The organism is Streptomyces sp. SGAir0957 (genome assembly GCF_043523415.1).
On the sequence record NZ_CP027291.1, the window covers coordinates 220,632 to 247,329 of the forward strand.

At 71.1% G+C, this 26,698-nt stretch carries 31 protein-coding genes and 1 pseudogene; 9 read left to right on the forward strand and 23 right to left on the reverse strand.

The window, feature by feature from the left end; all coding sequences use genetic code 11:
• Positions 1 to 7 precede the first annotated feature (7 nt).
• From C1N81_RS03575 to C1N81_RS03640, 14 genes are all read right to left on the reverse strand, one after another.
• Entirely contained in the window at positions 8 to 376 is a 369-nt protein-coding gene (locus C1N81_RS03575; protein WP_394426655.1) for a hypothetical protein, read from the reverse strand.
• Positions 366 to 1,331, reverse strand: coding sequence for a hypothetical protein (locus tag C1N81_RS03580; RefSeq protein WP_394426657.1), 966 nt, complete (start codon positions 1,329 to 1,331; stop codon positions 366 to 368). The genes C1N81_RS03575 and C1N81_RS03580 overlap by 11 nt, the downstream gene beginning before the upstream one ends.
• On the reverse strand, positions 1,328 to 2,044 hold the full coding sequence (locus C1N81_RS03585) for an HNH endonuclease family protein (protein WP_394426658.1): 717 nt from the start codon (positions 2,042 to 2,044) through the stop codon (positions 1,328 to 1,330). The genes C1N81_RS03580 and C1N81_RS03585 overlap by 4 nt, the downstream gene beginning before the upstream one ends.
• Before the next feature lie 98 nt (positions 2,045 to 2,142).
• Positions 2,143 to 3,120 (reverse strand): hypothetical protein, encoded by a 978-nt coding sequence (locus C1N81_RS03590; RefSeq protein WP_394426660.1) that lies wholly within the window; start codon positions 3,118 to 3,120, stop codon positions 2,143 to 2,145.
• A gap of 138 nt (positions 3,121 to 3,258) precedes the next feature.
• Positions 3,259 to 3,615: a hypothetical protein gene (locus tag C1N81_RS03595; protein ID WP_394426663.1), complete on the reverse strand. Its 357-nt coding sequence runs from the start codon at positions 3,613 to 3,615 to the stop codon at positions 3,259 to 3,261.
• A gap of 72 nt (positions 3,616 to 3,687) precedes the next feature.
• The gene (locus C1N81_RS03600) at positions 3,688 to 4,074 is read right to left on the reverse strand and encodes a hypothetical protein (protein WP_394426664.1); all 387 of its coding nucleotides are present in this window, start codon (positions 4,072 to 4,074) and stop codon (positions 3,688 to 3,690) included.
• Positions 4,075 to 4,118: 44 nt separating this feature from the next.
• Entirely contained in the window at positions 4,119 to 4,748 is a 630-nt protein-coding gene (locus C1N81_RS03605; protein WP_394426666.1) for a TetR family transcriptional regulator, read from the reverse strand.
• Positions 4,749 to 4,834: 86 nt separating this feature from the next.
• Entirely contained in the window at positions 4,835 to 5,593 is a 759-nt protein-coding gene (locus tag C1N81_RS03610; protein WP_394426668.1) for a hypothetical protein, read from the reverse strand.
• Positions 5,594 to 5,676: 83 nt separating this feature from the next.
• A complete protein-coding gene (locus C1N81_RS03615; RefSeq protein ID WP_394426670.1) occupies positions 5,677 to 6,144 on the reverse strand; it encodes a hypothetical protein in 468 nt (155 codons plus the stop codon).
• 97 nt (positions 6,145 to 6,241) lie between these two features.
• Positions 6,242 to 8,032, reverse strand: a complete 1,791-nt coding sequence (locus tag C1N81_RS03620; RefSeq protein ID WP_394426672.1) for a hypothetical protein — start codon at positions 8,030 to 8,032, stop codon at positions 6,242 to 6,244.
• Between the two features lie 173 nt (positions 8,033 to 8,205).
• Complete coding sequence (locus C1N81_RS03625; RefSeq protein ID WP_394426673.1) at positions 8,206 to 8,616, reverse strand: hypothetical protein; 411 nt, start codon at positions 8,614 to 8,616, stop codon at positions 8,206 to 8,208.
• Between the two features lie 44 nt (positions 8,617 to 8,660).
• The gene (locus tag C1N81_RS03630; protein WP_394426675.1) at positions 8,661 to 9,548 is read right to left on the reverse strand and encodes a hypothetical protein; all 888 of its coding nucleotides are present in this window, start codon (positions 9,546 to 9,548) and stop codon (positions 8,661 to 8,663) included.
• Positions 9,545 to 10,102, reverse strand: a complete 558-nt coding sequence (locus tag C1N81_RS03635) for a hypothetical protein (RefSeq protein WP_394426677.1) — start codon at positions 10,100 to 10,102, stop codon at positions 9,545 to 9,547. Before C1N81_RS03635 ends, C1N81_RS03630 begins: the two co-directional genes overlap by 4 nt.
• Positions 10,103 to 10,156: 54 nt before the next feature.
• Positions 10,157 to 10,510: a DUF7715 family protein gene (locus C1N81_RS03640; protein WP_394426678.1), complete on the reverse strand. Its 354-nt coding sequence runs from the start codon at positions 10,508 to 10,510 to the stop codon at positions 10,157 to 10,159.
• Positions 10,511 to 10,887: 377 nt separating this feature from the next.
• Between C1N81_RS03640 and C1N81_RS03645 the strand changes: the two genes are divergently transcribed.
• Genes C1N81_RS03645 through C1N81_RS03660 form a run of 4 tightly spaced genes read left to right on the forward strand, consistent with a single transcriptional unit; the run spans position 10,888 to position 16,767 of the window.
• Positions 10,888 to 12,219, forward strand: coding sequence for an integrase (locus tag C1N81_RS03645; protein ID WP_394426679.1), 1,332 nt, complete (start codon positions 10,888 to 10,890; stop codon positions 12,217 to 12,219).
• Positions 12,216 to 14,060, forward strand: a complete 1,845-nt coding sequence (locus tag C1N81_RS03650) for a hypothetical protein (protein WP_394426681.1) — start codon at positions 12,216 to 12,218, stop codon at positions 14,058 to 14,060. The genes C1N81_RS03645 and C1N81_RS03650 overlap by 4 nt, the downstream gene beginning before the upstream one ends.
• Entirely contained in the window at positions 14,057 to 16,243 is a 2,187-nt protein-coding gene (locus C1N81_RS03655; RefSeq protein ID WP_394426683.1) for a hypothetical protein, read from the forward strand. The genes C1N81_RS03650 and C1N81_RS03655 overlap by 4 nt, the downstream gene beginning before the upstream one ends.
• Positions 16,240 to 16,767, forward strand: coding sequence for a hypothetical protein (locus tag C1N81_RS03660; protein ID WP_394426685.1), 528 nt, complete (start codon positions 16,240 to 16,242; stop codon positions 16,765 to 16,767). The genes C1N81_RS03655 and C1N81_RS03660 overlap by 4 nt, the downstream gene beginning before the upstream one ends.
• 822 nt (positions 16,768 to 17,589) lie before the next feature.
• Here the strand turns inward: C1N81_RS03660 and C1N81_RS03665 are convergent.
• The 7 genes and pseudogenes from C1N81_RS03665 to C1N81_RS03695 all read right to left on the reverse strand — a co-directional run bounded on the left by C1N81_RS03665 (position 17,590) and on the right by C1N81_RS03695 (position 22,557).
• Positions 17,590 to 18,513, reverse strand: a complete 924-nt coding sequence (locus C1N81_RS03665; RefSeq protein ID WP_394426687.1) for a Mom family adenine methylcarbamoylation protein — start codon at positions 18,511 to 18,513, stop codon at positions 17,590 to 17,592.
• Positions 18,514 to 18,893: 380 nt separating this feature from the next.
• Positions 18,894 to 19,226: pseudogene (locus C1N81_RS03670) on the reverse strand (TSUP family transporter); the annotation flags it as partial.
• A 19-nt stretch (positions 19,227 to 19,245) separates the two neighbouring features.
• Positions 19,246 to 19,656: a four-helix bundle copper-binding protein gene (locus C1N81_RS03675; RefSeq protein ID WP_394426689.1), complete on the reverse strand. Its 411-nt coding sequence runs from the start codon at positions 19,654 to 19,656 to the stop codon at positions 19,246 to 19,248.
• A gap of 139 nt (positions 19,657 to 19,795) precedes the next feature.
• Positions 19,796 to 20,326: a DUF4396 domain-containing protein gene (locus C1N81_RS03680; RefSeq protein WP_394426691.1), complete on the reverse strand. Its 531-nt coding sequence runs from the start codon at positions 20,324 to 20,326 to the stop codon at positions 19,796 to 19,798.
• A gap of 83 nt (positions 20,327 to 20,409) precedes the next feature.
• Positions 20,410 to 21,312, reverse strand: coding sequence for a F510_1955 family glycosylhydrolase (locus C1N81_RS03685; protein ID WP_394426693.1), 903 nt, complete (start codon positions 21,310 to 21,312; stop codon positions 20,410 to 20,412).
• A gap of 93 nt (positions 21,313 to 21,405) precedes the next feature.
• On the reverse strand, positions 21,406 to 22,032 hold the full coding sequence (locus C1N81_RS03690; protein WP_394426695.1) for a DUF305 domain-containing protein: 627 nt from the start codon (positions 22,030 to 22,032) through the stop codon (positions 21,406 to 21,408).
• A gap of 123 nt (positions 22,033 to 22,155) precedes the next feature.
• Positions 22,156 to 22,557: a DUF6153 family protein gene (locus C1N81_RS03695; RefSeq protein WP_394426696.1), complete on the reverse strand. Its 402-nt coding sequence runs from the start codon at positions 22,555 to 22,557 to the stop codon at positions 22,156 to 22,158.
• A gap of 194 nt (positions 22,558 to 22,751) precedes the next feature.
• Between C1N81_RS03695 and C1N81_RS03700 the strand changes: the two genes are divergently transcribed.
• The 4 genes from C1N81_RS03700 to C1N81_RS03715 are packed head-to-tail and all read left to right on the forward strand — an operon-like array spanning position 22,752 to position 24,853.
• Positions 22,752 to 23,087, forward strand: coding sequence for an ArsR/SmtB family transcription factor (locus tag C1N81_RS03700; RefSeq protein WP_394426698.1), 336 nt, complete (start codon positions 22,752 to 22,754; stop codon positions 23,085 to 23,087).
• Between the two features lies 1 nt (position 23,088).
• Positions 23,089 to 23,799, forward strand: coding sequence for a cation transporter (locus tag C1N81_RS03705; RefSeq protein ID WP_394426700.1), 711 nt, complete (start codon positions 23,089 to 23,091; stop codon positions 23,797 to 23,799).
• A 26-nt stretch (positions 23,800 to 23,825) separates the two neighbouring features.
• Positions 23,826 to 24,134 carry a hypothetical protein gene (locus tag C1N81_RS03710; RefSeq protein WP_394426702.1) on the forward strand — a complete coding sequence of 103 codons (309 nt, stop codon included), beginning with the start codon at positions 23,826 to 23,828 and terminating at the stop codon, positions 24,132 to 24,134.
• A 53-nt stretch (positions 24,135 to 24,187) separates the two neighbouring features.
• The gene (locus C1N81_RS03715; protein WP_394426704.1) at positions 24,188 to 24,853 is read left to right on the forward strand and encodes a class I SAM-dependent methyltransferase; all 666 of its coding nucleotides are present in this window, start codon (positions 24,188 to 24,190) and stop codon (positions 24,851 to 24,853) included.
• 42 nt (positions 24,854 to 24,895) lie between these two features.
• On the opposite strand, the gene C1N81_RS03720 is transcribed toward C1N81_RS03715, so the two are convergent.
• The gene (locus tag C1N81_RS03720; RefSeq protein WP_394426706.1) at positions 24,896 to 25,645 is read right to left on the reverse strand and encodes a phosphatase PAP2 family protein; all 750 of its coding nucleotides are present in this window, start codon (positions 25,643 to 25,645) and stop codon (positions 24,896 to 24,898) included.
• A 165-nt stretch (positions 25,646 to 25,810) separates the two neighbouring features.
• Here C1N81_RS03720 and C1N81_RS03725 point away from each other — a divergent pair, with 165 nt between their 5' ends.
• A complete protein-coding gene (locus C1N81_RS03725; RefSeq protein ID WP_394426708.1) occupies positions 25,811 to 26,116 on the forward strand; it encodes a PadR family transcriptional regulator in 306 nt (101 codons plus the stop codon).
• Here the strand turns inward: C1N81_RS03725 and C1N81_RS03730 are convergent, their stop codons facing one another.
• A complete protein-coding gene (locus C1N81_RS03730; protein WP_394426710.1) occupies positions 26,117 to 26,620 on the reverse strand; it encodes a DoxX family protein in 504 nt (167 codons plus the stop codon).
• Positions 26,621 to 26,698 lie beyond the last annotated feature (78 nt).

The following is a 26,698-nucleotide window of genomic DNA, read 5'->3' on the forward strand; positions in this document are numbered from 1 at the left end:
GACCGCCTCACGACTGCGCCGAAGCGGAAGCGGTGTCCACCCCTGCTGCCCCCTGCGGCTCCTCGCCGCCTTCGCCGGCGCCGTGCCGGCGCGACCGGGCAAGGGCCCGAAGCGTCCGCCACACGGCACGCACCAGCCGCCCCAGGGCGAACAGGGCGCAGCACACCGCCCCCAGGCTCGCGACCAGACGTACGGTTCGTTCCAGCCAGTCGGGCCACTGCAGAAACCCGACGGTCAGCGTCGTACCGATCAGGCTCAGACTGAGCACCATGAGAACGCCGCAGTGCCCAAGCACTCCGTAGGAGCGCTTGAGTTCCGCGTAGACGTCCGGGTTCTCGTCCCGCCACCGGGGCCGCTGCTCGTGGTTACCGCGCATGTTCCTCGCCCTTCCGCACGCTGTTGTCCGTGTCATCGTTCTGCGCACCGCGCAGAACATCCCGGGCATGGCGCAACCCATGGCCGAGTTCCTCCAGTTGCTCTCGCGCCTCGTCGAGCCAGGCACGAGAGGTCAATCCGTCCGGCAGCCCGGCTCCGGCGACAGGAAGGGGCGGCACAGCGGGCTCCGCGCAGATCGCGGACTCAACGGCCTCTGCCTGCCGCTCCACCTCGACGGCCTGCTCTACCAGCAGCGTCAGCGACTCCTCGTAGCCGAGGAGGACGTCTCGGGCCTCGGCGCTGTCCCCGGCAAGAACGACCAGAGCGGCCGCGTCCCACAGAAGGCCGGGCAGCATCGCCTCTGCCCGGGCCAGCTCGTGATGCCCGCTGCGCCGGACAAGCCCGTGCAACTGCTGCTGGCCGGCCAGCAGCCGGAAGAAGACCGGCGCGTACGCCTCACCGCTGTCCACGACGCGCACCCGTCGCCGGGTGACGTACCGCAGGAGCGCGGGGAGCCCGGCCGCGGCGACGGCGCCGACTGACACGGCCGCGATCAGCCGGAACGGAGCGGGCACCACGGAGGTCGAGGGCCCGAGGGCGGCCAGCATCGTGACCGCGAACACGGCGGCCCGCCCCACCGGGATGGGACGCGGCAGCTCGAGAGTGCCGAACTCCCGTATATACGTCGGCGACCGGTGCCCCCGTACGGCCCGGCACAGCCAGCGCCAGCCGCGGTGCTGGGCGGGGTCGAGGAGTCCGGCTTCCCGCAGGCGACCGTGAAGCTGTGCCTGCTCGTCAGCAACCACCTCCCAGCGCAGCCATCCCTGGCGCGTGCGTTCCGGCACCACCAGGTCCGTGCCCGCGTCCCAGAACAGGCGGTCCGCTACCCGAAGGGCGTACTCCCAGCGGCCGGGGTCGCCGCTGAAGGGCAGGGGGAACGGTGCCAGGCCCGTCATCGCCGGCCCGCTTCGCCGTGGCCGGCGTCCGGGCAGGACTGCAGTGCCGTCCGCAGCGCCGTCCGCTCCGCGGCGGACACCGAGAGCCGGTACTTGGCCTTCACCTTCACCTGCGCGGCGGCGTACCAGCACCGGGTGCTGCTGCGCGGCGGCATCCAGGCGGAGGCGTCCTTGGCGCCCTTGCCGGCGTTCGTCGGACCGTCGCTGGAAACCAAATTGTCCGGGTCGTTCGCCAGGTTCAGCCGCTGCCCGGCGCTCAGCTGGCGGGCTCCGGACTGCCAGGCGAGGGCCAAGGGCACGATGTGGTCGATCTGCACCGCCAGCGAGGTTCCGGGGCCGCGGTGGAAGTGAATGGTCTTGCCGGTGTACCGGTCGTGCAGGACGCCGGAAAGGACGGTGCAGCCGTCCTTGGCCCGCACCACGTCGGTCAGGTCGCGGGCCAAGACGTCCTGGCGGGTCGGGCAGTGGTTGTGCGAGAGGGCGACGGTGCCGTCGTCGCTCCAGGCCGGGCCGAACGCCTCACGGCTGTATCCGGCGAGGGATCCGTGGGGCTTGACCGGCAAGGTCTCCAGCTGCGCCAGGGCGGGTGCTGCCACGACGCCGGCGGGTGCCGCCTCGGCGCCGGAGGGCGCGGCGGTCAACGGGCCGCAGGCGGAAGCGAGAAGCGCGGAGACGATCGTGAGGCCGGCGGCGAGAAGGCGACGAGGGGCCATGGTGAGTTCCTGTTCGTGTCGTAAGGGAGCGCCGTCGCCTGCTACAGGTACGAGGACGGAGCCTGGTGTGACACGCCGCCCGGATTTCCTGCGAAGGATCAGCCGATACGGCCCTGGAAGGTGGTGATGCGGGCGCCGTCTGCGGCGACGGCCTCGATGGTCACCGGGCCGTCGGTGGCGGCCGCGGGAATGCGGAAGCCGACGGTCTGGGTGGCGGTGCGGTGCGGCGCGATGGCGGCGTCGTGGTAGCCATACGCCGGGCGGACAGTGGTGATCAGATGAAGGTCCTGGCCGCCCAGGACCCGCAGTGTGGTGCCGAGCCCGGGCAACGGGTCGCTGGTGCCGTTGGCCACGCTCAGCTCCAGGCGGGCGCGGCGGGAGGCGCCCTCGCCGGTGAGCGAAACCTCCGACAAGCGCACTCCGGCGTTCCACCGCCCCAGAGGCGTGACGGCCTCCCGGCGGTCGAGACCGCCGGGCATCTGCGCCGGTGAAGGTGTGGCCGGCCGGCCCGGTACGGCGCCTTCGAAGAACAGCAGCTCCGGCTCGGCCAGGCCCTCAGGGGTGGCCTCGACGGTCATGGTGACGCGCTGGCCCTGCGCCTGATCGGGGAGGACCAGACGCACGTCCTGGTCGACGGATCCGTTCGGGGTTACCCGCACGGGCTCGTCCGCCGGGCCGTGGGCCGGCATCACACGGGCCTCGTGTCCGAGATCGCCGTAGCGAATGGTCAGGGCGATCTGCGGGGCCATCGCGATCTGGGGCCGCGTGTTCGTCACGGTCATCCGGGTCCGGTAGGCGCTCGACCCGGCGGGCGTCTTCGAGGGGCCGGTGCCGGCCGGCAGGCGCTCGAGACGCTGGAGGGCGACGGTCCAGCTGCCGCCGTCGACGGGCTGCTGTGTTCCCGCCTTCGCGATGCCCTTGGGCAGTTCGGCGGCGGACGTCGGGTGAGGCGCGGTGCTGTTCGTGTGGGTGCCTGAGGGGTTGGGCGTGGTGTCGTGTCCGGCGGCGCAGCCGGAGGCGAGGAGTGAGACGGCGAGCAGCGCGGTGGGCAGGAGTCGGCGCAGTTGAACGGACATGATTTCCCCTGGTGTCGGATCTTGCTTCTTCGGGCGACGGGGATCCTGCCAAAACGCTGTCGGACGGCGGCTGGTGCAGCTGTGGCGGCACCGGGCTCCAGCCGCTCGCCTGCTGCTCGCAGCCGGCGGACGGTCAGGTCACAGCGTGATGGGGACGGGGACGAGGAAGTGCTCCTGGTCGCCGAGGCGGATCCGAAGCGGATGGCCGGGCGGCAGCGTGAACAGCCGCTCGTGTACGGCCTCCGCGGAGTCGGCTTCACAGAGGGCGGGCTCAAGTGCGGTGCGGACGGCGGCGCGTGAGGTGTCGGACAGAGGATTGCGCTCGGCTCTCGCGGCGCACTGGTCGAGCTGCTCGTCCGTCAGGTCCGGACCCCAGCCCTGGCGGAGGGCTTCGAGGGCGACGGCGGGAGCGAGGACTGCCCGATTGTGATCACGGCAGATGTCGCTGGAGGTTCCCTGCGGCTGGAAGTGGCGAGCGGTGTCGATAGACGTCATGTGTCTTCCGGTGGTTGGGCGGGGCGGCCGGATGGCCGCCCCGGGGGAGGCAGGAGCGGCAGCGCCAGGGGATCAGGTCGTGGCGAGGGGGATCACCATGACGCCGCACGGAAGGCTCATGTCAGACAGCAGCCGGGCAGGCCGGTCTCCCGTCAGGCCCGGGCCGCCGGGATCCAGACGGATGGAACCGAGGCGGGGGCCGCGCGCCGGATAGAGGTGGACCGTGGAATCGGGGCTGTCGCGCTCGAAGACGCTCACGGTGGCGTACGCGGCCTGGCGATGAAGGCCGGGGTGCCGTTCGACGACGGTGAGGGAGAGGGCGGCGACGAGTTCGGGGCTGGCGGAGGCGACCGAGAGCGGGAGCACCCGGCGGCGCCAGAGCGGCTGCCTGCGGTGGCCGATGAAGGCGATCACCGTGCCGGTGATGAAGCCGACGACGAACGAGACGAGCTGGAACACGGGTCCCCCGGTGGAGTGGAGTAGGGCCAAGTGGCAGGTGAGTGCTACAGCGCGGCGGTGGTCACGCTCGCGAGGACAAGGTGCGCAAGCCCCTCGCGCCGCGCCTTGTTGCTCAGCCCTGCGACACGCCTGCTGCCCTCGTGCCCGGCCGCTGCTGCGAGCGTCGCCACGAGGCTGTGGGCGACGGCCTTGGGCACCGGGCCGGGTGCCGGGTGCGGCACGATGGCGGCGGTCAGCACGCGGGCCACAGGCCGGGTGACGGCGGCGTACGTCTGCATGAAGCGGTAGTCGCTCTCGGCCGCGACGGCGGTCAGCACCCGCATGACCGGGCGGTGCTGCCTCCAGGCGTCCAGCACCGCGTCGACGAGGCGCGATGCGCCGGGCAGGCCGTCGGCCGCCCAGGTACCGTCCTCGAAGTCGGCAAGGGCAGCCGTCGTGTCGTCGACGAGTGGAGCGGCAGCTTCGAGGATGACGTCCTCGACGCCCGCGAAGTACAGGTAGAAGGTCGCGGGCGAGGTGCCCACGTGGAGGGCGATCTCCTTCACTGTCACGTTGCGGTATGAACCCGCGTTGAGCAGTGCGATCGTCGCGTCCACGAGCTTCTGGCGGGTCTTGAGGCCGCGCTGTCCAGGGATGCGGCCGTCGGCCGAGCGGGTCGCGAGAGAGGTGGTCATAGTCGTCTCCTGAGTCGTCACGGGGGAAGGCGGTCCGGGAGGGCATCCCGACCCGAATGACCATCACAGTACATTGCAAAAAGTGACTATGCAACACCCTGGTGGTCATGACTCGCGGAGGAGGCCACAGGCCTCTGCTCTCGCTTGCACTCCGCGCAATACGGGGCACCGTCCGGCTGGAAGCGACCATGAACAACCTGGTCGTGACCGTGCCGACAGACGGGAGCGGGCGTGGTGCCGCCCGTGAGGAACCGGAACTGCTCGCGCAGACGCCGACGTCCGGGCTCGTCCTCGACGTGGGCGGGCGCGATGCAATGCGGGTACCCGCACTCCGCCTTGACCTGGCCGACCGGATCCCGACCGGTCCGCTTCCGGAAAGAGACCGCGGCCGGGCTGACGGACTTCTCCCGGAAGCGCATGACCGGCGAGCCGCTGCGCGTGCTGCGCTCCCCCGTCCATTCCAGGTGCCCCTCCCCGGCCGGGCGGACGCGGTCGGGCCACTTCTCCTCGGCGGTCGCATACGTCGGCGGGACGAACCGGATGCCGCTCTCCCTGCGGATGCGGCGCACGGCGGCCCGGTCCACGCCCACTTCCCGGGCGATGGCCTCGCTGCTCATCGCGGCGAGGCGCGCGCGGATCTCCGCGTCCTTCGGATGCTTTCGGGGCGCGCGACGTCGAATCGTCGCCGGACCGAACCCGCCTTCCGCCCGGCGCCGGGCAATGGCGCGTACGTCCGCGCCCGTGCGCCGCCGGATCTCGGCATCGCGGTAGCCCTCGCGCAACAAGGCGCGGATCTCCGCCTCCTTCGGGTGCGGTCGGGTGTGCCGCTGGCGTTCGCCGGCCATCGGATCGGGTTCCTTTCTTCAGTGCCCGTCGCCGCGCGGATCCGGCGGGGCTCGCCGGCCGGGACTCCTCCCGGCGGGTGGGGCTAGGCGTCGGTGCGTGCCGGCCCTGCGGCCTTGAGGTGGGTGTAGGCGTGCGCCGCGATGAATACGGCTGCGCCGGCGAGCGCGAGGTAGTCGGCCGCCGAGCCGCGTGGAACGAGGACGGCCCCGTCGCCGCGCAGCAGCACCGCGCAGACCGCGAATGCGGTCACGACCAGCAGCGCGTCCAGCAGTCCGGCCGCCACACCCCACACCCGCCGGGCGAAGGCCGAACCGGTCTTGAGGACCACCTCGACTTCGACCTCCGTCTCACCGGCAGGACCGGAGACGGTCCAGGTGCGGACGAGACGGTTCACCTCCCGTGCGATGACGGCGAGCGGGAAGACAAACAGGAGCATCACCGGCTGCTGGAGAAGGACTCCAGCCCCGGCGAGCAGCGCGACCAGGCCGTAGACGGTGTGCAGCGGCTGACAGCGGTATGCGGACGCGCGAGAGTTTCGGTCGTCGGACATGGCTCTCCTCGGAGCAAGGGGACGGGCAGATGGAGCCCCGGCCGGGATGCCGGAGCACGGCGGGCTGACAGAGGCTCTGCCAGCCCGGCGCGACGGACTACGCGCTCTGGTCGCGGGAGGAGGGCGCTGCTCCCCGGGAACGGGCCCGCCGCATCCGGTCGGACCACGGCGCCCCGGCGGGCCCGACGACATGCTCGGGAATGGTGATCTCGTAGTGCGGGCAGCTCCCGGCCACGGTCGCCTCGCGCACCGCGTGCTCATGCGAGTTGGGGCACTGGTCCCGCTCGTGCTCGCCCCTCCAGTACCGGACGGTCAGCTTGTGGCCGGACCCGCTCCCACCACGGCGCTGGGCCCGGTACCGCTCGCCCGCGTCCGGGTCGACCCACACGTTCGTCACCTGACCGGAGTCGGTGATGCCCCGCCGCCGGTCGGAACGCTGCTCGCGCGGCTTGGCCTCGTGCACCTGCTCGGCCAGGACACGGACCGAGGACCGCTCATGCTGCGTCAGCAGCTCCCACAGGCTGCGGATGTGCCGGACCAGCATCTCGCTGCGGCCGATCGGCCCCACACCGTCCCGGTACCGCTCGGGGTTCTCGGGATCCCGCAGCCGCGTCTCGGCCTCCACGGTGTCGCCGGGGCGCAGCAGCAGCGTGCCGCTCGGGGCGAAGGGCAGCTTCAGCAGCGACTCGTCGCACGTCAGGGGGGTCACCCAGGTCCAGGACGCGTCCTCCTGCGGAAGGTCCAGCGGGCGCGGCCCGCCGTCGTCCTCCAGGCGCATCCACCCGTCCTCCGGGCGCGGGGACCAGGGGCCCCACACGTAGCCGACGATGCGGCGGCCGGTGGGCAGTCGGAAGGGGACGTCGAGGAACAACATCCCGCGCGGGGAGGGACGGTGACGCGGGTCGAACGGCGTGGTGGCCCGGTCACAGCGCCGCTGCACGCGCCGCAGCGCCATCTCGGCCACGGACTCATCGAGCTGCCATAGGCGGGCCGACGCCGCACGCTCGGCCTCCTGCCGGAGCTGGGTGACGACGGCCTTCGCCAGGTCGCCCGGGTGATCGTAGGGCGCCAGCGGTTCGCGGCACTCGCGGTACGCCTCGGCCTTCTTCACCGCCCAGTCGAGGCTCCGAGTGTGCGCCGCGACGTACCGGCGGCGCCAGTTCCGGATGCGGTGCCAGTCCGGCGCCGCCCAGGCCGTGCTGGCGGCATCGGCGAGGCAGTTGGTGAACGGCGTGGCCGACTCGGCGTCTGGGGGGAGCAGTTCACGAAACCGCTGGACCTCGGACTGTGCCACGTCGACGACGAAGTCGGGGGTCATGGGCGGCTTCGGGCGGACGTCGCCGGAATCCAGGATCAGCTCCTGATGGACGTCGTCGGGGTCAAGCGCCCACTCCAGGCCCGCGAGCTGCCCCAGGGCAGCGCGGACCGTGTCCTGGTCCTCGGATGTCAGGAAGTGGGCGATGAGGAGCTGCACGGTGCGCACCGGGGTGTCCGCAGCCGCGAAGCGCAGCAGACGCTTGAGGAACGAGGCGCCCGCACCCCGCTGTCCGCTGGACAGGACGAGGAGCCCGTCCGCCGCGCGCTCATCCTCCAGTGCCGCGTTCGCCAGGTGCGCGTAGACCTGGCGGAAGACGGCGGCCTCCTCCCGGTGCTCCAAGATCCTGTTCAGCGCACGCGTCAGCCGGGACACCGCCAACGGGCGGGTGGCTGCCTTGACCGGCGGCCGTACCGTGTCGGCGGCTGCGGTATGCAGCTCTCGGTAGAGCTGGAACTGAAGCGAGCTGATGATCTTGAACTCGTCGTCGGGGACGACCCTCCGCCGCCGGGCGGCGGCGGAGGTGCTCGACAGCAGCGCGGAATCCGGCACATCGGGCAGATGCGAGAACAAGGCAACCTCACCTGGGAGATGGGGGAGAGAGGGAAGTCGCGGGCGCCGTGCGCCGGGCGATGACATGACAGTACATCGCGAAAAAGCAATATGCAACGCTTGATTCGTGCCCGGACTCCCTCAGCGCCGCTGGTGCGCCGAGCATGGGGCTGCTGCCGGCGCAGGGGGCAGCTTCAGCGACTGGTGGTCGGCGATGCGGCGGGTTCGTCGTGCCAGGGCAGGCGGATGCGGCGTTCAGGTTCGACGCTCCAGGACAGGCCGGGCAGGAGCCGGTGAACCTGCTGGCAGGCCCAGGGCCAGACCGTGTTCCAGGTGTCCTCCGTGGGTTCGAGCTCCGACACGTGCCAGCCCTCGGCGCAGTTGACCCCCTGCTCGCCGAGCAGATCGGCGAGGTCGGAGAGGGTGAGCTCGTCCGGGAGATGCGTTCCGTTCTCCAGGCGGCGGCCGTAGCGGTCGTACAGCTTCAACGCCAGGCTCTCGCCGTCGAGGTGGTGGGTGTAGCGGACGCGCAGTACGGCCCCTCGACCTTCCGGGTCGGGGACGATCGTGCAGACGGTACGCGGGGGCGTGTTGTTGATGGCCATGGGGAACTCCGGGAGGGCGGTGGCAGGGCAGGGACCTGTGGGGGTCAGAACGGCCAGAAGGGGGGCCGGGTCCTGGTGGGGTAGAGCACGGGGGCGTCCTTCAGGCCGGCGACCGCCTTCTCGGCGCGTCGCTGAACCGACTCCTCCAGCAGCCGGGGGTGGTTCAGGGCGTCGCCGCACGAGACCGTGACGTTCCGTCCGAGCCGCCACAGTTGGGCGTTGACGGCGCAGCAGGCCGCGTTGAGCGGATCGAGGTCGTTGAGCCACCAGTGGAAAGTGGCCGGGTCGGCGCCGTACACCCGCAGGGCTGCGGCCGCGGCCCGGGCCATCGTTCCGGTCCCGGCAGCAGGCTCGAGGAACAGGTCACCCGGCTTCCGGTCCGTGGCGAAGATGGTCTCGCCGACGTTGTCGGCGGCCATCGCCGGGGTGAAGAACTCCCCGGTGCTCTGCCGCTCGGCGTACGTGCGCATCCGCGTGATCAGGAGGCCGAGGATGTCGTCCGACTCGGCGCGGGCCACGTCGCTGCAGTACTCCAGCAGTCCCGCCCGCACGAGCACCCGCGCGTAGTCGGACAGGCCATGGATGTCGTTCGCGGTCGGTGCGCCGAGCCAGTCGTGCAGTGGGCGCGCGGCTTCCGCAAGATCGGGATCGTAGGTCCTGAAGGTGTTCCATCCGGCCCTGAGCGTGTCCACGAGGCCTTCGTCGCTCAGGGGAATCAGCAGGGGGCCGTAGTCGGGGCCGTCGGGCCGGCTCGGAGCAGCGAGGGCGAGCACGGCGAGAGTGCCGACCGCGATGGCTCGGTCTCCCGAGCCTCCGCGGTTGGCCACCCACCAGGCGTGCGCGGCGTCGGCGATGGCGTGGGCGTGGTCCCGGCCGCGCTCGGGCACCATGAAGCGGCGCATCCCGGCGGGCGGGATGCCGTACAGCGTCACGTCGAACTGCCCTGCGTGTTCAGCTCTGCGGCAAGCCGGTCGAGCTCGGCGGAGAACAAGGCGAGCGGGGCGCGCTTGCGGCCCATGCGGGACGAGCCGAACGGCCTTTGGAGGTCGGGGTGCCCGGTGGGGTGAAAGTCGGTGTCGATGATCCAGGTCTTGTCGGTCGGCATCCGCGAGAGCCGGAAGGCGGCCTTGTCGCTCAGACCTTCCATGCTGAACAGCAGCAGTTCGGCATACAGGCCGGTTGCCCCGCCTGCCGTGTGTTCTCCGATCACCGGCACCACGCCGGTGAAAGCGGTGGGGATGTCGTCGCTGGTGACCGTGACGGTGAACGCCCTGGCTGTGAGCAGGGGCTGGAGAACGGCCTGACCGATCTGGTGAATGGCGCGCCCGGGGGCGGACGCGACGACATGCGTGGCGAGGCTGAGCGGATCGTGGGTGACGGCGCTGGACAGGCCGAGCGGCGCGAGAGAGCGGAGCAGCGCCTCTCGACCGAGAGTGGCCAGGTACCAGGTCTGCTCGGCGTCGCTGCGGGAGGCGGGAGCGTTCATGGAAGGTGCCCTTTCTGGGTGCTGGGTAGCGGCGGATCAGGTCGCGGAGGGGACCTAGCCGGTGAAGGGACGAGGCCTGCCTTCGTGGAGTTCGAGGACGGTGCCGACAGCGAATCCGCGTGCCAGGCCGAAGACTTCGGTCATCCGCTTGCTCGTCTCAGCGCTCTGCCGCTCTCGTTGCGGCTCGTACCAGCCGCCGCGCGTGAGATGGGCGATGGTCTTCAAGCGAACTTCGACGCGGCTGAGCGCGACGTCGGCGACGCGACCGCGGGTTGTGAACCGTCCGGAATCGACGCCGACGAAGGCGCCGTCGGTGCCGATCGTGAGGATCTCGCCGGGGTCGGTCCAGGAGTAATCCGTGTCCGATGTACGGAAGTTGGAGTCGACGGCAGTGATGAGCAGCTTCATCTCGGGGCTTTCTCGTGGCATGGCGTGTTGCAGCACGGGCCGCAGAAGGGAGCGGGAGGTCAACACCTCGACCGAAATTCACAGTACATGTCGAACATGGATTATGCAATGGCTGTTTGGTGGGCTCCCGCTCCTGACGGGCGTCGATCCGCCTCCCACTTCGGGTAGGGGAGCGCAGGCATGCCGAAGACCGCCCTCGACCGCTCGCCCCGATTGCGGCCAACGGGCAGGGCATAGCGGTGTTCTGTGGACATACGCTGTGTTGCCTCATGTCGTGTTGCGACTGAGGGAGTCAAGTGGGCGACGAGTGGCGGCTGTTCTGGGTTGGTGACGGGGGCGATCCCGTTGGAGGTCGACCCGTCCCCGGCTGGGAGGGCTTGGCGGAGCGGGAGCGTGCGCTCGGGCTGCGCGAGCGGCAGCCGATCCTCGTCGCGCCGGACGGGCGCGTCGATCCTCGTCTGAGCGAGTGCCTGCGACGCTCGGCGTTCTCCGCCAAGGCGCAGGGCACGCAGGTCACGTACGCCCCGCTCTACCGCCTGTTCTTCACCTTTCTGTGGCAGCGCGGGCTGGACTGGAACGAGGCGTCGGAGGACGACGTCGAGGACTGGGAGGACTGGCGTCTGCGCGGGGCGACGAACCCGGCGCCGGTCGAGGGCGGCACGTGGGCGAAGGAGCAGGCGGCGTTGAAGCTGCTGTACGGCATCGCCGCCAAGCGCGGTCTCGTCCCGTCGAACCCGATGACGCTCGCCCCGCCGTCGGACGTGAAGACGTCCGACGTGAAGTGGCTGTCGCCCCGGGCCTTTCGGCTGTGGCGCAACGTCGGGCTCGGCGGCATGCTGCCGAGCGGCCTGGAGGACGAGGCGTGGCGCGGCCGTTCGGCCGGCCGGGACACAGCGTACGCCGACCTGATGTACTCCAGCGGCCTGCGGCGCCGCGAGGGCGGCACCCTGCTGCTGTGCGAACTTCCGGCGCTCGGGCGGCGGAACTACTACCCGGGCAAGGTGGGGCAGGGCGTGGCCAAGCGGGCCGGCTACACCTTCTACCTCGGCCATCCGGCGCTCCAGCGCGTCGAGGGCTACCGGATGAGCACGCGCGCTGCGGCGGTGGCCCGCGCGCGACGGCGCGGCGTCTACGACCGGCTGCCCGACCTGCGCATCATCCAGAAGGTCAGCCGGGCGGGCCGCGTGAGGTGGAGGAGCCCGGACGGGCGTACGGGCGAGAGCGCACTGGGGAAGCTGACGGCCGCCGATCGGATGCTGCTGTTCGTCGAGGGCGAGGACGGCCTGGAACCGGCGATGCTGTGGCTGACCGAGAGCGGGCTGCCGCTGCGGTACACGAGCTGGACGAAGGTCTTCGAGCGGGCCAGCGACCGGTGCGCCGCCGCGGGCCTCGACGTCTTCGCGACGCCGAAGATGCTGCGGCACTCCATGGCCCTGCGGACCCTGATCGCGCTGCACAACGCGTTGGACCGCCGGCTCGGGCTGACACCGGCCGAGCGCCGGCACTACGAGGAGGTGTACGGGCAGGTCTGGCTGATGGTCAAGGACATGCTCGGACACCGCAGCGACCAGGTGACGCGGGACGTGTACCTGGAGCCGGTACGCGGGCTGCAACTGGAGTCGCTGCTGGGCGACGACGACAACCCCGTGAACGCGGAGAAGATCGCGGAGCTGGCGGCGCGCACGGGCCTGATCCTGGACGCGGCGTGAACGGTCGGGGGCGCCGGGCGGCGCTGCCGCCGACGGACTACCGCAAGGCGCCGGTGCTGGACGCGGACGGCCTGGTCATCCGCCCGGTCAGCGGTGCCGGGAAGCCGCTGGGCGTGTGGGACTTCCGGGGCAGCCCCGGCCCCGTCGACTTCCGGCGGGCGCTGGTGGCCGCCCTGGCCGCGCAGGGCCGGGGCTGGGGCAGCCAGGACACCTACCTGACGAACGCCAGCACGCTGAAGCTGCTGTTCAAGGACGCGGCAGCGGCCGAGCCGCCCGTCGTCGCGACCGGGCAGATCACGGTGGAGTGGTGGAAGCAGTGGACCGGCGACATCCACGTCCGCCGGGTCCTGGCCGCAGTCGTCCGGCGGGCGCCCGGGGTACCGGAGGCGACCCGGGTGTTCTTGGAGACGCCGCAGCGCCGGCCGCCGGCCCGGCGCGGACGGCCGCGCAAGCAGGCCCACACCCGGGAGGAGCTGCGCCGGGTCCGGGATGCGGCCGCCGCGACGGTACGCGCGGGGCGGCTGCGGATCGCGGCGAACACCGCGGTCCTTAAGCGGTGGCGGGCCGGGGAGATCGAGCGCGGGGACAGCGACTGGGCGCTCGGGGAGGTGCTGGACGTGCTGGCCCGCACCGGTGACCTGCCGCGCTACCCCCACAGCGCTACCCGCGCGGTGACCGCGTACGCGGAGCGCGCGCTCGGCTTCGAGGGCAACGCCGCCTCGCTGACCCGGCTCTTTCCGTCGCCGGCGGAGATCGGGGCGGCGGCCGTGCTGCTGATCTCCCACGAGGCGTGGAACCAGTCGGTGCTCAAGAAGATGGACGTGCCCACCTGGTGGCCGAACGCCGACCGCGAGGACCCCGCCGTGCACCAGGTCGACACGGACAAGCCCCGGCGCGGACGGCGCCGGCACGCGAGCAACACGCTCGTCGACGTCGGCGAGGGCTCCAGCGGCCGCGCCCTGCGGCACGTGCTGGAGCTGACCGCGCAGGCCCGGACCACCCTGGAGGCGCTGGGCCGGCCCGCGACGAAGCTGCTGGTCGGCCACCGCGGCCTGGGTGGAGCTGAGAATCTCCGCGACCACGAGGTCGGCAAGGCCCTGGAGGGCGCGATCCGGCGCTGGCAGCAGCAGGTCCGCGCCAGCGGCGTCGACCTGCCCGCCCGGGTGCACGCCCAGGCCCTGCGCCACAGCGCGCAGGCGCACCACGGCCGGGCCCGCAACAACACCCAGGACACCCACGAGCGGGACTACCAGCTGAAGGACGAGGACGCCCGCGCTGCCTCGCGCGGCGCGGTGGAGCTCGGGCTGGCCCAGGCCCTGGCCTCCGCCCGGCAGACGCTCGCCATGCGCCTGGTCGAGAAAGCTGACGCCGACGAGGAGGTGAGCGCCGAGCTCGTGGCCAGGGAGACCGGGGTCGACGAGGAGGTGAGCGCCGAGCTCGTGGCCAGGGAGACCGGGGTCGACCTGGAGGTGGCGCGCCGGATCGTGGCCGGCCAGCTGCGCACCCCGGTCGCTTCGTGCGCGGACTTCCTCAACTCCGACCACAGCGCGGCCGGGACGCCGTGCGCAGTGTCGTTCCTGCTGTGCTTCGCCTGCCGCAACGCGGTGGCCACCGGCCGCGACCTGCCCCGCATCGCCTACCTACACCAGGCGCTGGAGTCCCTGCGCTCGGCCGTGACGCCGGCGGTATGGGCCGCGGACTGGGCAACGCACCACGCACGGATCGGCGACTTCCTCACCACCTACACCACCACCGACGCGCGGCCCCAGCTGGTCGCCGCCGTGGCCGACAGCGAGCGGGAGCTGATCCACGCGATGCTGGAACGGAGGCTCGACCCGTGACCGCTTCCCCGCCCCTGCCTGCCGGCCCGGAGATCGTCGACCCGGCTCCGGACGCCTTCGTCCTGCCGTTCAACCGGCTGAAGCCGGGCTTCGACCCCGAGCAGCTGCCGCGCTTTCGCGATCTGGCCTGGCGCCTGGCGCTGATCAGCCCCAGAGAGTCGAGCCGCTCCCTGGTCATCGACTGGAGCCGCTGCCCCGCCGGGCTGCGGCCCGGCATGATGCGCGCGGCCTTCGCCGAGATCCATGTCCCGACCCCGGCGGTGCTGCTCCAGCAGCGGGCCTCGCGCTCCACCACCCAACCGGGCACCCTGCGCCATAACTTCCAGATCTGGATCAACTTCGCCATCTGGCTCGGCGGCCGCGGCATCACCGAGCTCTCCCAGGTCACCACCGGCGACCTGGAGGCGTACGCCGAGCACCTGCGCCCGCTCGGCCGCCGGTGGCGCACCGACGCCAAGGCCCTGTGGGTGATCTCGCGGCTGTGGGCCTACGCCCCCTACCTGCCCGAGCGCGACCGGCTGGTCATGCCGCCGTGGGAGGACCCGGCCGCGGTCATGTCCGACTTCCTCGGCACCAACGACGACACCCCCAACGGCGAGAACAACGTCGCCATCGTGCACCCGGCCGTCATGGCCCCGCTGCTGGTGTGGGCGCTGCGCACGGTCCTGGACCTGTCCCCGGACATCCTGGCCGCCGCCCGCGCACAGCGCCGCCTGCTCGCCGCCATCCCCGCCCGCGCCCCGCGCGGCGGCACCGAAACCGCGGTGGCACACTTGCGCGGCCTACTCGCGGCCGGCAAGAAGCTGCCCTCCAGCGGCGCGCCCGGCGCCACCGCCGTGCGCGCCCGCTTCGGCGGGCCGCTGCCGCCGATGGCCAACACCTACCTGGCCGGCACCCTTGGCGTCACCACCTCCCAAATCGCCCGCGCCCGCGGCAACCTGGCCGACGAGCTCACCCCGGCCGACTTCGGCCCCGCCCCGCTCCTCGACCTACCTCTCACCTCCCGCATCGGCGCCGCACCCTGGCGCGAGACGATCGGCTTCGACGACGTGGACGTGCTGATGCTGCACCTGTCCACCGCCGCCCTGATCTGCTGCGCCTACCTTTCCGGCATGCGCCCCGAGGAGGTCCTGGCCCTGCGCCGCGGCTGCTGCACCCGCGTAGAGCGCGACGACGACACCGTGCGGTTCGAGGTCCGCGGCCGACACTTCAAGGGCGTCCTCGACGAGGACGGCAACACGATCGGCGAAGGCGAAGTGCGAGCGGACCCCTGGATCGTGCTGGAGCCCGTCGCGCGCGCCATCGCCGTCGTCGAAGAGCTCGAAGACGGCGAGCAGCTGTTCACCCGCACGCTCTACCGGTACGCCAAGGGCACCTGCATGCCCCGCACCGGCCTGTCCTCGGATACCGCCGTGGAGCGGATTAGGGCCTTCACGGCCTGGGCCAACCAGCTCGCCGCCGCCCACGACCGCCCGCACGAGCTGATCCCGGACGACCCGGACGGCGCCGTCGCGCTGCGCCGCTTCCGCCGCACCATCGCCTGGTTCATCTACCGCCAGCCCGGCGGCCGGATCGCCCTGGCGGTGCAGTACGGCCACGCGGCCACCGCCATGTCGGAGTCGTACGCCGGCCGCTCCCAGGCCGACATGCTCGAGATCCTCGACCAGGAGAAGGGCCTGGCCCTGGCCGAGACGCTCACCGAGGCCGGCGAGCGCCTCGCCGCCGGCGAGAAGGTCAGCGGACCGGCCGCCGACCGCTACCGCGCCGCGGCCACCGAGTTCTCCGACCGCTACGCCGGGACCTACCTCGGCAAACGCGAGCTCCGCGCGCTCGTCGACAACCCGCGCCTCCAGGTCTACGAGGACCCGAAAGCCTTCCTGACCTGCAACCACGACGCGTTCACCGCGCTGTGCGACCCGGACCGCGACCGAGCGCGCGATGGCGGCCGCAGCACTCCGGACCACTCCCGCTGCCAGTCAGCGTGCGCCAACATCAGCCGCACCGACAGCCAGATCACCGCTCTGCGGACCGAGATCGTACGGATCGACGACGCCGCCGAGGCCGGTCTCGACCCCTTCCCCATCGCGGCCCGCGAGCAGCAGCGCAGGGCCCACCTCGCCGACATCATCCGCCGCCACGACGCCCAGCAGCCGAGCGCAGCAGACCCCGAGGACCCCCGATGAGCACTCCCCACGGAGCCGGCCCCGGCCCGGGCGGCGGGGCCGCCCTGGCCCAGCTCGTCGGCGCGGCCCTGGCCGGCGCTCACAACGCCGACCCCGGGGACGCCGAGGAGGTGCGGGCCATCACCGACGCCATGGTCCGCCTGCTGATCGGCGCCCCGCTGCACTCCGACGGCAAGCTGACCGTCGTCTCTCTGGCCACCGAAGCCGGACTGCGCCGCAACAAGCTCACCCACAAGCACACCGGCCTCAAGGACCTGTTCTACGCCCTGGTCAAGGCCCGCACCCCGGTCCCCGACGTGCTGCCCGACTCGGCGCGGGCCCGCGCGCTCAAGCAGCAGCAGGACCTGGCCCGCGTCCGCGCCGAACGCGACGACCTGCGCGGACAGGCGCAGCTCCTGGCCCGGATCGTCCACGTCCTGGAGGTCGAGAACAGCAAGCTCAAGGAGACCAACGAGGCACTGAAACAGCAGATGGCAACCTATACTTCGGTCCCCGACCTCACGCAGCGGAGGCGCCGTCCCTGACCCACATCAGGCGTTGCCTAGGTGCCGGCGCCTTGCCCGACGTCGAAGGGGAGGACGGTCCATTGCCCTCGCGGGAGCGAAAGAGCGCGGGCACCTGGGTGACGATGAGCGTCGAACTCTTCCCATTCCGGTGAGGTGTCGTCTACGAGCGGTGCCGCGGCTGTGTGGTGACGAGTGCAGTGCTGGACCGCGTACTGGTCTGCAAGGACGTCAGGAACCCGTGTGGCGCGCACCCAGAGCAATCCACTCCCGGTGGGGAACCCGAGTAGGGCCTCTCCCCAGGTGGAGAGGCCCGGCAGCTTGGTCACACAACGCGTGCGGTTCTGGTTGCGTACGACGCAGCGGATGCTGGGGAAGCCGGGCATGAACATCAGCTTCCCCTTCAGCACGTAGAGGTCACCCGGTTCGGCGTCCGCGGCGGGAATCTCAGGGAGCTCCATCAGATCCTTTCTCAGCCCAAGCGGCCACAGCCGACCTGCGCCCATCTGGCAGCTACTTCGACGGTTCGGCTCCCCACGTGGGAGTGACACCCAGTACAGCCCACCACGTTGCCACTTGGGCGTTCGTGACGAGACAGGTGTTGAGCTCCCACTTCGGATGGCCTTGGGGCCGGATATGCGCGAGAACGTCCCGGAGCGTTGCCTCAAGGGCTTCGACTCGGGCGTCCTCAACAGTCTCGTGACTCACGGCGCTCCCTCCAGACGGTTTCGCAGATGGTATTCACCCGGGTTGACCTTCCCCGTCAGGCAGTTCCGGCAGGGAAGGTCCTGAACTCGGCAGACGTACCCCGGAGCTGGTTGAATCGCCACCTCGGCAGCACTATCACCAAGTGTCCGGCACCTTGGGGAAGGCGCCGACCGTCGGCAAGCCCAGTCGGATGCTCTCCCGCTCCCGACGGTTTCGGCCGAGGCGGTACACGAACCGGTGCACACCGCGGTGCCTCTGATTTCGGGCTCCCACGGCCAACAGCGCCTCCCGCAGCCATACCTTCGGGTCTACGCCAGCGCGAAGAGGCGGCGCCCCCAGCCCGATCAGTAGTCTTTCGGCATACTCGTGCCCTTGCTCCTGGCGGCGCACCTTCTGTGCCATGCGCTCGTTCAGCACGACGCCGTTCGGCAGCAGCTTCACGGTCCGCGGCGTCGCCCGGCCCATGTAGACCGCGTTCGTGGCCTGGTAGATCGTGCCGACGTGCCCGACAGCCACCAAGTTGCCGCAGGCGTCCCTGCGCGGCACAGGGTCGGCGAAGGAGACAACCCCGCGCACGCCGAGCACCAGGAGTTCGTCGAAGCAGCGGGCCAGGAACCAGCTCTCGGCGTTCGCCGGAACCTCGTCCACGAGGACGAACCGCGAGCACTCCAAGGACTCGACGTACGGCCGGAGGCCCGGCAGTGGTCGCGTCAAGACAGCCGCCGTGACCGGCACCCCGAAGACGGCCACCCCGCACAACTGCGCTTCTCCGGCGTCGATGTCGTACAGCCCGAACCGGAACCGCGCCGACGGGAAGGACCCGGAGTAGTGGTGCCCCACGACGAACTCCTTCGCCGCGGTCTCGGGCAACGCCTCGACCGCGTATCGCCGGGCATCGAACCCGCCCTCGCTGACATGCCGGAAGGAGTGCCGTCGGCCTCGCCACCGCTGACACCAGTCGGAGGCATTCGGGATCTCAGTCAAGTCGTCGAAGGGAAGGATGTCTTGGACGGGACTCAGCGGTCGGGAGCCCATCAGCCTGATACCGTCCTTGACCAAGCGGCAACACGCAAGAACCGTCCGCAGAACCTGTGGGTCCCCGGGTGCCGCTGGCGCCTGGCCCCGATCTGCTCCAGCGCGGTGCGCAGCCAGGCGCGCCGGTCGGCCCCCGCTGGGCGTTGAGACGCGCCCAGCGCCACGATGCGCCGTTCGAACCCGTCAGCGCCGCGGTCTCCGGTGACGAACTTGGCGATCGACCGCGCCGAAGCGCGCGAGTTCGCGGAATCCCGGAGACCCTGAGTTGCGAACCGGACTGTGGCTGCCGCCCTGGAGTCGTCGTGGCGTGTGGGTTCCGGTTCGGACGGGCTGTGGGCTGCGGTCGAAATGGCCGTCGTGGTGGACACACCATGGGGCGGCTGGCCTCGAAGTGGCGGTGCGCGTCAGTACAGGGTCTGGACGGTGTACAGCGCACCGAGGCCGGCTGCGAGTGAGCCGAGCAGGAGTCGAAGGGCAGTCTCCAGCAGGCGGGGTTGGAGCCGGGCCCCGAGGTAGCCACCGAGGAGACCGCCGAGGCCGCAGGCCACGCCCAGCAACCAGTCCGGTTCAACCGGGCCGGAGCTCGCGGTGGCCAGTACGGCGTAGGCGGCAGCCCCGGCTACGGAGGTGGTGAAGGTCGTGGCGAGCGTCGCTGGTGCGATGCGGGCCATAGGCATGCCACGCAAGCCGCGTGGGGTGACCGCTATGGACGCCGCCAGCAGCATCCCGAGCAGTGATCATGCGGGCCTGGGTCGGTCAGCCGAGGGCCTGGAGCAGTTCGTTGCACGCCTGTTCGCAGGAACGGCAGGCTTCCGCGCACAGGCGGCAGTGCTCGTGCATGTCGGCGTGCGAGGTGCACTCGTCGGCGCAGGCTTTGCAGGCGGTCGCGCACGCGGTGAGGATGGCGCGGGTGATGTTGGCGTCGTAGCCGGTGTGCCGGGAGAGCACGGACGCGGTGGCGTTGCAGATGTCGGCGCAGTCCATGTCGGTGCGGATGCACTTGGTGAGATCGCCGACCATGCCCTCCGACAGGCAGGCGTCCGCGCAGGCGGTACACGCCTGGGCGCAGGCGATGCACTCTTCGATACAGCGGGTGAGCTTCTCCCGGTCGCCGTCGCCGAGGTCAGCCGGGTAGGTGGCGAGCATGTCCTTCACGGTGCTGGACATGAGGATGCCTCCTTCACCGTGGGGCCGGCGGATCCGGTTGGTCGCCTCGCGAGCCCCCGGTACACCTCCAGCTAACTCCCAGCAGCGCGATCGCGCCCGGCGCACCGTGAGCTGCGCCGGGCGCGTGAGGTGTGAGTGGTCAGTGGTAGGCGTGGACGACGGCGTGGCCCTTGCCGCGGCCGATCATCCACTTGTTCACCGGCGTGGTGATCAGGAACGCGACGGCGAACCCGCCCAGGAGCGCCGACCAGAACAGCCCGTCCGACAGGTGGGCGTCCATCGCTCCGGGGGTCAGGGCGATGATGCCGTTGTCGACCAGCTCCATCACGGCGATCGAGACGGTGTCGGCGGCCAGTGCCACCTTGACCGCGCTCTTGAAGTCCAGGCCCGCCCGGCGGACCGCGAACAGCGTGAACGAGTAGCCGAAGAGGAACGCCAGCGAGATCGCCAGGACCATGGTCTCGACGTTGCCCCACAGCAGAGCGGTACCGATGACCATGCCGAGGATCTCACCGATGGCACAGCCGGTCAGGCAGTGCAGGGTGGCCTTCGCGGCCATCGGCCAGGACGCCCCGTGCGCGTGCCCACCGTGGTGATCGGCGTGAGCGTGATGGCCTGCGTGGGTGGCCGGGTCGTGTGCGGTGCCGGTGTGGTGACTGCTGTGGTCCATGACCTTCATCCCCATTCCCGTCCAGTGCGGTCCGCTCACCGGGCCCCACACCACAAACCATATACCCCCCAGGGGTATTCCTTCTAGTGGTGTTCCGTCGTCTGCGACGGCCGGTGGAGGACCTTCCAGGTCCGGCCGGCGTCGGTGGACTGGTAAACGGCGTCGGTGCTGTCGGCGGCCAGCAGCCGCTGCGCCGTCACGGCGGTCAGCACGGTGGGATCACCGCCTTGGGGCAAGCGGCCGCGCTCGGTCCACGTGCGGCCGTCCGGACTGCTGACCACGCGGCCGTCCGCAGCGAGGGCGACGAGCAGACCGGCTTCGGGCTCATCGACGGCGACCAGAGCGGGGGCGGCGGGGACGGCGCTGAAGGTGCGCCCGCCGTCGGTGCTGCGCTCAAGGCCCTTGCCCGTGGCGGCCCACACCGTCTCGGGGCTCTTGGCGTGGGCGGCGATGTCGAGCAGCGGCGGCTTGGCGCGCTTGTCCCAGCTGCGGCCGCCGTCGGCGCTGGCCCACAGCTGTCCGCTCTGGCTGTCGAAGCCGTAGAGCGCGCGGCCGGCCTGCTGTAGGGCGTGGAAGTCGGCCTCGCCTTCGGCGGAGAGCGTCTGCCAGGACCGGCCGGCATCGGTGCTGCGGATCAGGCCCAGGTGGGGCGAGCGGGCGTCGGTGTCGGTCGGGGAGGGGTGGCCGCTGGCCAGGAACGTGGACGGGCCGGTGACGGTGAAGCCCATGGTGTCCTGGTAACGGTCGGCCACCCGCACCGCCTTCCCACCACCACTGAGGCGGAAGACACCGAGGTGGCCCGCGGCGTAAACGGCGCCGTCAGCCGGGTCGACGCCCAGGCCGTGCAGATGCCCGGTCCCAGGATCGGCGGCCGGAGTGCCCGTTTCCGTGTCGGGACTGGTACAGGCGGCGAGCAACACGGCGGCTGCCGCAAGGAGTGCAGCGGCGCGCCGGCGGCGTCGGGGTATGCGAGCAGAGCTGATCACGGGAGGTCCAAGCTGTCGAGAAAAAGCGGACGGCGGAAGTGAGTGCCCGGACAGGGGCGGGTGCCAGTGGCGCCCGCCCCTGTCACGCTCCGGTCAGTTCTTGCCGAGGAGCTTGTTCATCTGGGTGATCTCGGCCGTCTGGGACGTGATGATCGCGTCCGCCATCTTCTTGGCCGGCTCGTAGGCGCCGTCGGACTTCTCGGTCTTTGCCATCGCCACAGCGCCTTCGTGGTGCTCGATCATCATCTCCATGAAGGCGGTGTCGAACGCATTGCCCGAGGAGTTCTTGAGCTGGTCCATCTCCTCGGCCGTCATCATGCCGCCTGTGCCGTGCGCGGAGTGATCCATGGCACCCTCCGCGGGTACTTCCTCGCCCCAGGAGGTCAGCCAGCCGGACAGCGTCTTGATCTCCGGGTCCTGGGCCTTCTTGATCTGCTCGGCGAGCTTCTTCACCTCCGCCGAATCGGCCCGGGACGGCGCGAGGTCGGCCATCTCAACCGCCTGTCGGTGGTGCGGGATCATCCCCTTGGCGAAGGCGACGTCGGCCGCGTTGTGCTGAGCCTGCGAGGCCGGCGCTGAGGCGGACGGGGACTCCTTGCTGTGGCCGTCGTGTCCGGCCGAGCTGTCGCCGTTCCCACCACAGGCGGCGAGGACGAGGGCGGCGGTTGCAGCGCCAGCCACGGCGGCGGTACGGCGGACGAGGGATCGCTTGCTGGTCATGGTGCAACTCCTTGTACGCGCGGCCACGACACAGCGGCGCGCGAGTGATCTGGGATGAGGGCGTGCGAAAGCGCGGCACCTGTCGCCGGAGCATCCGGGCAAGGGGGTGCCGTGCGGGCCGCTCTATATCCGCAGAAGTTGCAGCTCAGACAGGTCGGGCGGTGCCCGGCCGCTCTCGGCCGGCCCTGTCACGCTTGTCGCCGGGTCGGAAGCGGCAGGGGCGTCCATCAGGGCGCTGGTCAGCGCGGGCGGCGCGTACGCGGAGCCGATCCCGGCCGCCGCACACGTTCCGTCCGCGTGGTCCAGATGGTCGGTGCCGCCGTCTGTGTGGGAGCATCCCGCGTTCGCGTGCGGAGTGCCGGTGGTCGTGGCCATCTCCATGTCGTGGCCGGCATCCATGCGCGGTGACGGCGCCCCGGCGGGGCCGAGGGCGTGCATGCCCAGCAGGCCGGTCAGCACCGCCATCACCAGCAGCACAAACAGCCGCCCGGCGGGGCGGCGGCTCGATCCCGTGCTGCTGGTCATGCGCCCATCGTACGAGCAGCCCGGTAAGGAACCGCTCTTTACCGGGCCAGCTCCGGCGAGGCCCGGCCGGAGGGCGAGGGGTATCTCGGCGGCGAAGGCCGAGCGCAAGGGCTCGGGCATGACGGTGCGTCGCATCGGACTCCCTTGATAGTTCACGGTTCCATGGATTCAAGCATGCGTGTATCGTCGCTGCTGTGCTGACTCTCGCCACCGACCTCGACGCCCTGACCCGCTTCGGCCGGGCGCTGGCCGATCCGATCCGCTGCCGGCTGCTGCTCGCGCTGCGCGAGGCCCCGGCCTACCCCTCTGACCTCGCTGACGCTCTCGGAATCTCCCGAACCCGTCTGTCCAACCAGTTGGCGTGCCTGCGTGACTGCGGCCTGGTCGTCGCTGTCCCCGAGGGCCGCCGAAGCCGCTACGAACTCGCTGATCCTCGCCTGGGCCACGCGCTGGACGATCTGCGCAACGCTGTCGTCGCGGTCGAGGCCGACCGGACCTGTCCGGATGCCGATGAGAAGGGCTGCTGCTGACATGACGGCGATATCCCTCGGCCCGTCCCCCGCCCGCCGTGACGTCCTCGCCAGGCGAATACGCCTGCTGGTCGCCGCGACGATCACCTACAACGTCATCGAGGCGGTCGTCGCGATCACTGCCGGGACGATGGCCTCGTCCACCGCGCTGGTCGGCTTCGGTCTCGACTCGATCATCGAGGTCTCCTCGGCCGCCGCGGTCGCCTGGCAGTTCTCCGCCTCCGATCACGCCGTCCGAGAGGCGCGCGAGCAGCGCACCCTGCGGATCATCGCGATCTCCTTCTTCGTACTCGCCGCCTACGTCACCGTCGACGCGGTCCGGGCACTGGCCGGCACCGGTGAGGCCGACCGCTCCATCCCCGGCATCGTCATCGCCGCCCTGTCCCTGGCGATCATGCCGTTCCTGTCCGCCGCCCAGCGCAAGGCCGGACGTGAACTCGGCTCGGCCAGTGCCGTCGCCGACTCCAAGCAGACCCTGCTGTGCACCTACCTCTCCGCCGTCCTGCTCGCGGGCCTTCTCCTCAACGCCACCCTCGGCTGGTCCTGGGCCGACCCGATCGCCGCCCTCGTCATCGCCGCCATCGCCGTCAAGGAAGGCCGCGACGCCTGGCAGGGGAAGGGATGTTGCGCCAACCCGGCCGCCGCCGTGGTCCCGGGCGCTGGCGCCGAGGCGGACGCGTGCGGCTGCCGCCCCGGATGCGACTGCTGCTGACCCGTCCTCACGGCAAGGGAAGAGACATGGAAATCGAGATCCTCCTCGTGCCGGACTGTCCGAACGAGAATCCCGCGACCGAGCGCCTGCGGGTCGCGCTCGACAGCCTCGGTCTGAGCGACACGACGTTCACTCACCGGCTCCTTGCGGATCAAGCTGAAGCCGAGGAACTCGGCTTCAGCGGTTCCCCCACCCTCCTCATCAATGGCCGAGACCCCTTCGCCGAGGCCGGCCGTCCCCCGGGTCTGGCCTGCCGCGTCTATCCGACGCCGGAGGGCCTTGCCGGTCTCCCCAGCCTCGACCAGCTGCGCCAGGCACTCAGCAGCGCCGTCTAGGCTGGCCTGCGCATCTGGCACCGGCGCCGGCCGGGAGATGAAGGGGCGAAACGATGGCCGAGAGCGAGCAAGACCTGGCAGAGGCGCAGCGCCAACACTGGCAGGACACCTACTCAGCCCATCCCGGAATGTACGGCGAGCAGCCCTCCGCCCCGGCCCTGCACGCCGCCCGGGTGTTCCGCGCGGCCGGGGCCAGGGACGTGCTGGAACTGGGCGCCGGGCACGGCCGCGACGCTCTGCACTTCGCCCGGGAAGGCTTCTCGGTTCACGCCACCGACTTCTCCGGCACCGGCCTGGCACAACTGCGGCAGACCGCCCACGCCCAGGACCTCGATCCGCGGGTCACCACCGTGCTGCACGACGTGCGTGAGCCGTTGCCGCTGCCGGACGCCTCGGTGGACGGTGTATTCGCGCACATGCTGCTCTGCATGGCCCTGTCCACCAAAGAGATCCACGCAGCCGTCGGCGAGATCCGGCGAGTCCTTCGGCCCGGCGGGATGTTCGTCTACACGGTGCGGCACACCGGCGACGCCCACTACGGCGCCGGCACCGCGCACGGCGACGACGTCTGGGAGCACGGTGGATTCGCCGTGCACTTCTTCCCGCGCGACCTGGTCGACGCTCTCGCAGACGGATGGACCCTCGATGAGGTGCACGCCTTCGAGGAGGGTGATCTGCCCCGTCGCTTGTGGCGCGTCACCCAGAGCCTGCCCCGGTGAACTCCGATCTGTCGACTCACGATATCTGCCGGGTCTCCGCTGCTACAGGCCCCGGCTCAGATCGTCGTCGGTGGGCGAGGACTCCGAACGGGCGGCGTTGCCGTACGGCCCGGCGTGCCAGGCCGCGGCGGCGCCCACGGCCAGGCCGGCACCGAGCAGGGTCCCGGCGAGGGTGTCGGTGAGCCAGTGCACACCGAGGAAGACCCGCGTGAAGCAGGCGGCGGCAACGGCGGCGACGGCAGCCGCCGCAGCGAGACGCACCAGGCCGGTAGGCAGGTGGGCGACATGTGCGAGCCACAGCAGCAGCACGCAGGTGGCGGCCGCGGTCATGGCGTGGCCCGAGGGCATGGCGGCGAACTCGGCGGAGTCGACAGGGCGGTCCCACACCGGCCGGTCACGGCCGATAGCCCAGCGCAGCACTGATCGCAGCGCCCATTCCACGGCGGAAGTGCAGGCCACCCACCAGGCCAAGAGCCGCTGACGCCGGTGCCACAACCACACCACGGCTGCGGCGAGCAGCAGGCGCATGGTCCACGGGTCGACGACCCAGTCGGTGACGATCCGGCCGACATGGGTGAGACCAGGGTGCTGGAGCGCCGCCGCGTGCAGGCGCTCCGCCACGGCCTGGTCCAGGCGCAGAACGGGACGCGCGCCGACGACGACCAGGGTGATGGTCACAACCGCGCCGGCGGTGAGCGCCAGGGCGGCTTTGCCGGCCGGCTGGGCGAGCCACGCGGCCGCCGCTCCTCTGACCGCCCCTGGCCACCTGCCGGACCTGTCGGTGTCCGTCATCGCAGTTGTCTCCTCGAAGGATCGGGTCCAGGTCGTCTGCCCCGCACCTGGCTCGCCGATCATCGGATTCGCGCAGAGGGCCGGAATCCAGGGCGGCACCGGCCGTAGACTCGGTACCCGATATCGGTTTCGTCACTGCCTTGAGGGCGGGGAGGCGGGGTAAGGGTGCGGGAGTTTCAGCGGGGAGCGGTGCGGCTGCACATCCTGCATCACGCGGCCGAGGAGGAGATCCACGGCGCGTGGATGACCGAGGAACTGGCCTCCCACGGCTACCAGATCAGCCCCGGAACGCTGTATCCGACGCTCCACCGGCTGGAGGCGGACGGGCTGCTGACCTCGGAGCAGCGAGTGGTCGACGGCCGCACCCGCCGCGTCTACAAGGCAACCGAGGCGGGGAAGAAGGCCCTGGCAGAGGACCGCAAGGCCCTGGCGGAGCTGGCCCGCGAGGTCCTGGGCGACAACGCACCCTGATCAGCCGCGCGCCGTCGCCCCGGCGGGGACGGCGGACCGGACGCGGGCTAGGCGGGCGTCGAGCGAGTAGACACCGGCGCCGACAATGAGAAGGAACAGGCTGCCGCACAGCTGCGCGAGGTCGGTACGCGATTCATGGGCCAGATCCCACCAGCCGGACTTTCCGGTAAACAGCGGGGCGTCACCCCACAGGATCGGCAGCTTCGTGAGCAGCAGCGCGCCGAGCATGTTCACGATCATCGGCACGACGGCGAGCCGGGTCAGGAGGCCGGCGAGGATCAGCAGGCCGCACACGATCTCGAAGGCGCCGTCGAGGGGTGCGAGGAGGTCGGGGGCGGGGATGCCGGCCTTGTCGAAGCGGCCGGTGCCGAGCTGGTCGGGGCGCAGGAACTTCAAGACACCCTCCGACAGGAAGATGGCGCCGACGTAGAGGCGGATGAGGATGGCGGCGCCCGGTGCGCTCGTGCCCGTCAGCCTGGCCTGCCATTGCTGGAGCTGGGTCACGGGGGGCACCTCGCCTCGGCCGGGTATCGGATGCGGATATCGTCCTGCGATTCCGGGGCCGGGGACAACAGACAGCCC

Excerpts from the sequence above, each read along its gene's own strand:
- C1N81_RS03575 (WP_394426655.1), bottom strand. The coding sequence starts at position 376 with ATGCGCGGTAACCACGAGCAGCGGCCCCGGTGGCGGGACGAGAACCCG.
- C1N81_RS03580 (WP_394426657.1), bottom strand. The coding sequence starts at position 1,331 with ATGACGGGCCTGGCACCGTTCCCCCTGCCCTTCAGCGGCGACCCCGGC.
- C1N81_RS03585 (WP_394426658.1), bottom strand. The coding sequence starts at position 2,044 with ATGGCCCCTCGTCGCCTTCTCGCCGCCGGCCTCACGATCGTCTCCGCG.
- C1N81_RS03590 (WP_394426660.1), bottom strand. The coding sequence starts at position 3,120 with ATGTCCGTTCAACTGCGCCGACTCCTGCCCACCGCGCTGCTCGCCGTC.
- C1N81_RS03595 (WP_394426663.1), bottom strand. The coding sequence starts at position 3,615 with ATGACGTCTATCGACACCGCTCGCCACTTCCAGCCGCAGGGAACCTCC.
- C1N81_RS03605 (WP_394426666.1), bottom strand. The coding sequence starts at position 4,748 with ATGACCACCTCTCTCGCGACCCGCTCGGCCGACGGCCGCATCCCTGGA.
- C1N81_RS03610 (WP_394426668.1), bottom strand. The coding sequence starts at position 5,593 with ATGGCCGGCGAACGCCAGCGGCACACCCGACCGCACCCGAAGGAGGCG.
- C1N81_RS03615 (WP_394426670.1), bottom strand. The coding sequence starts at position 6,144 with ATGTCCGACGACCGAAACTCTCGCGCGTCCGCATACCGCTGTCAGCCG.
- C1N81_RS03625 (WP_394426673.1), bottom strand. The coding sequence starts at position 8,616 with ATGGCCATCAACAACACGCCCCCGCGTACCGTCTGCACGATCGTCCCC.
- C1N81_RS03635 (WP_394426677.1), bottom strand. The coding sequence starts at position 10,102 with ATGAACGCTCCCGCCTCCCGCAGCGACGCCGAGCAGACCTGGTACCTG.
- C1N81_RS03640 (WP_394426678.1), bottom strand. The coding sequence starts at position 10,510 with ATGAAGCTGCTCATCACTGCCGTCGACTCCAACTTCCGTACATCGGAC.
- C1N81_RS03660 (WP_394426685.1), top strand. The coding sequence starts at position 16,240 with ATGAGCACTCCCCACGGAGCCGGCCCCGGCCCGGGCGGCGGGGCCGCC.
- C1N81_RS03675 (WP_394426689.1), bottom strand. The coding sequence starts at position 19,656 with ATGTCCAGCACCGTGAAGGACATGCTCGCCACCTACCCGGCTGACCTC.
- C1N81_RS03680 (WP_394426691.1), bottom strand. The coding sequence starts at position 20,326 with ATGGACCACAGCAGTCACCACACCGGCACCGCACACGACCCGGCCACC.
- C1N81_RS03690 (WP_394426695.1), bottom strand. The coding sequence starts at position 22,032 with ATGACCAGCAAGCGATCCCTCGTCCGCCGTACCGCCGCCGTGGCTGGC.
- C1N81_RS03695 (WP_394426696.1), bottom strand. The coding sequence starts at position 22,557 with ATGACCAGCAGCACGGGATCGAGCCGCCGCCCCGCCGGGCGGCTGTTT.
- C1N81_RS03705 (WP_394426700.1), top strand. The coding sequence starts at position 23,089 with ATGACGGCGATATCCCTCGGCCCGTCCCCCGCCCGCCGTGACGTCCTC.
- C1N81_RS03710 (WP_394426702.1), top strand. The coding sequence starts at position 23,826 with ATGGAAATCGAGATCCTCCTCGTGCCGGACTGTCCGAACGAGAATCCC.
- C1N81_RS03715 (WP_394426704.1), top strand. The coding sequence starts at position 24,188 with ATGGCCGAGAGCGAGCAAGACCTGGCAGAGGCGCAGCGCCAACACTGG.
- C1N81_RS03720 (WP_394426706.1), bottom strand. The coding sequence starts at position 25,645 with ATGACGGACACCGACAGGTCCGGCAGGTGGCCAGGGGCGGTCAGAGGA.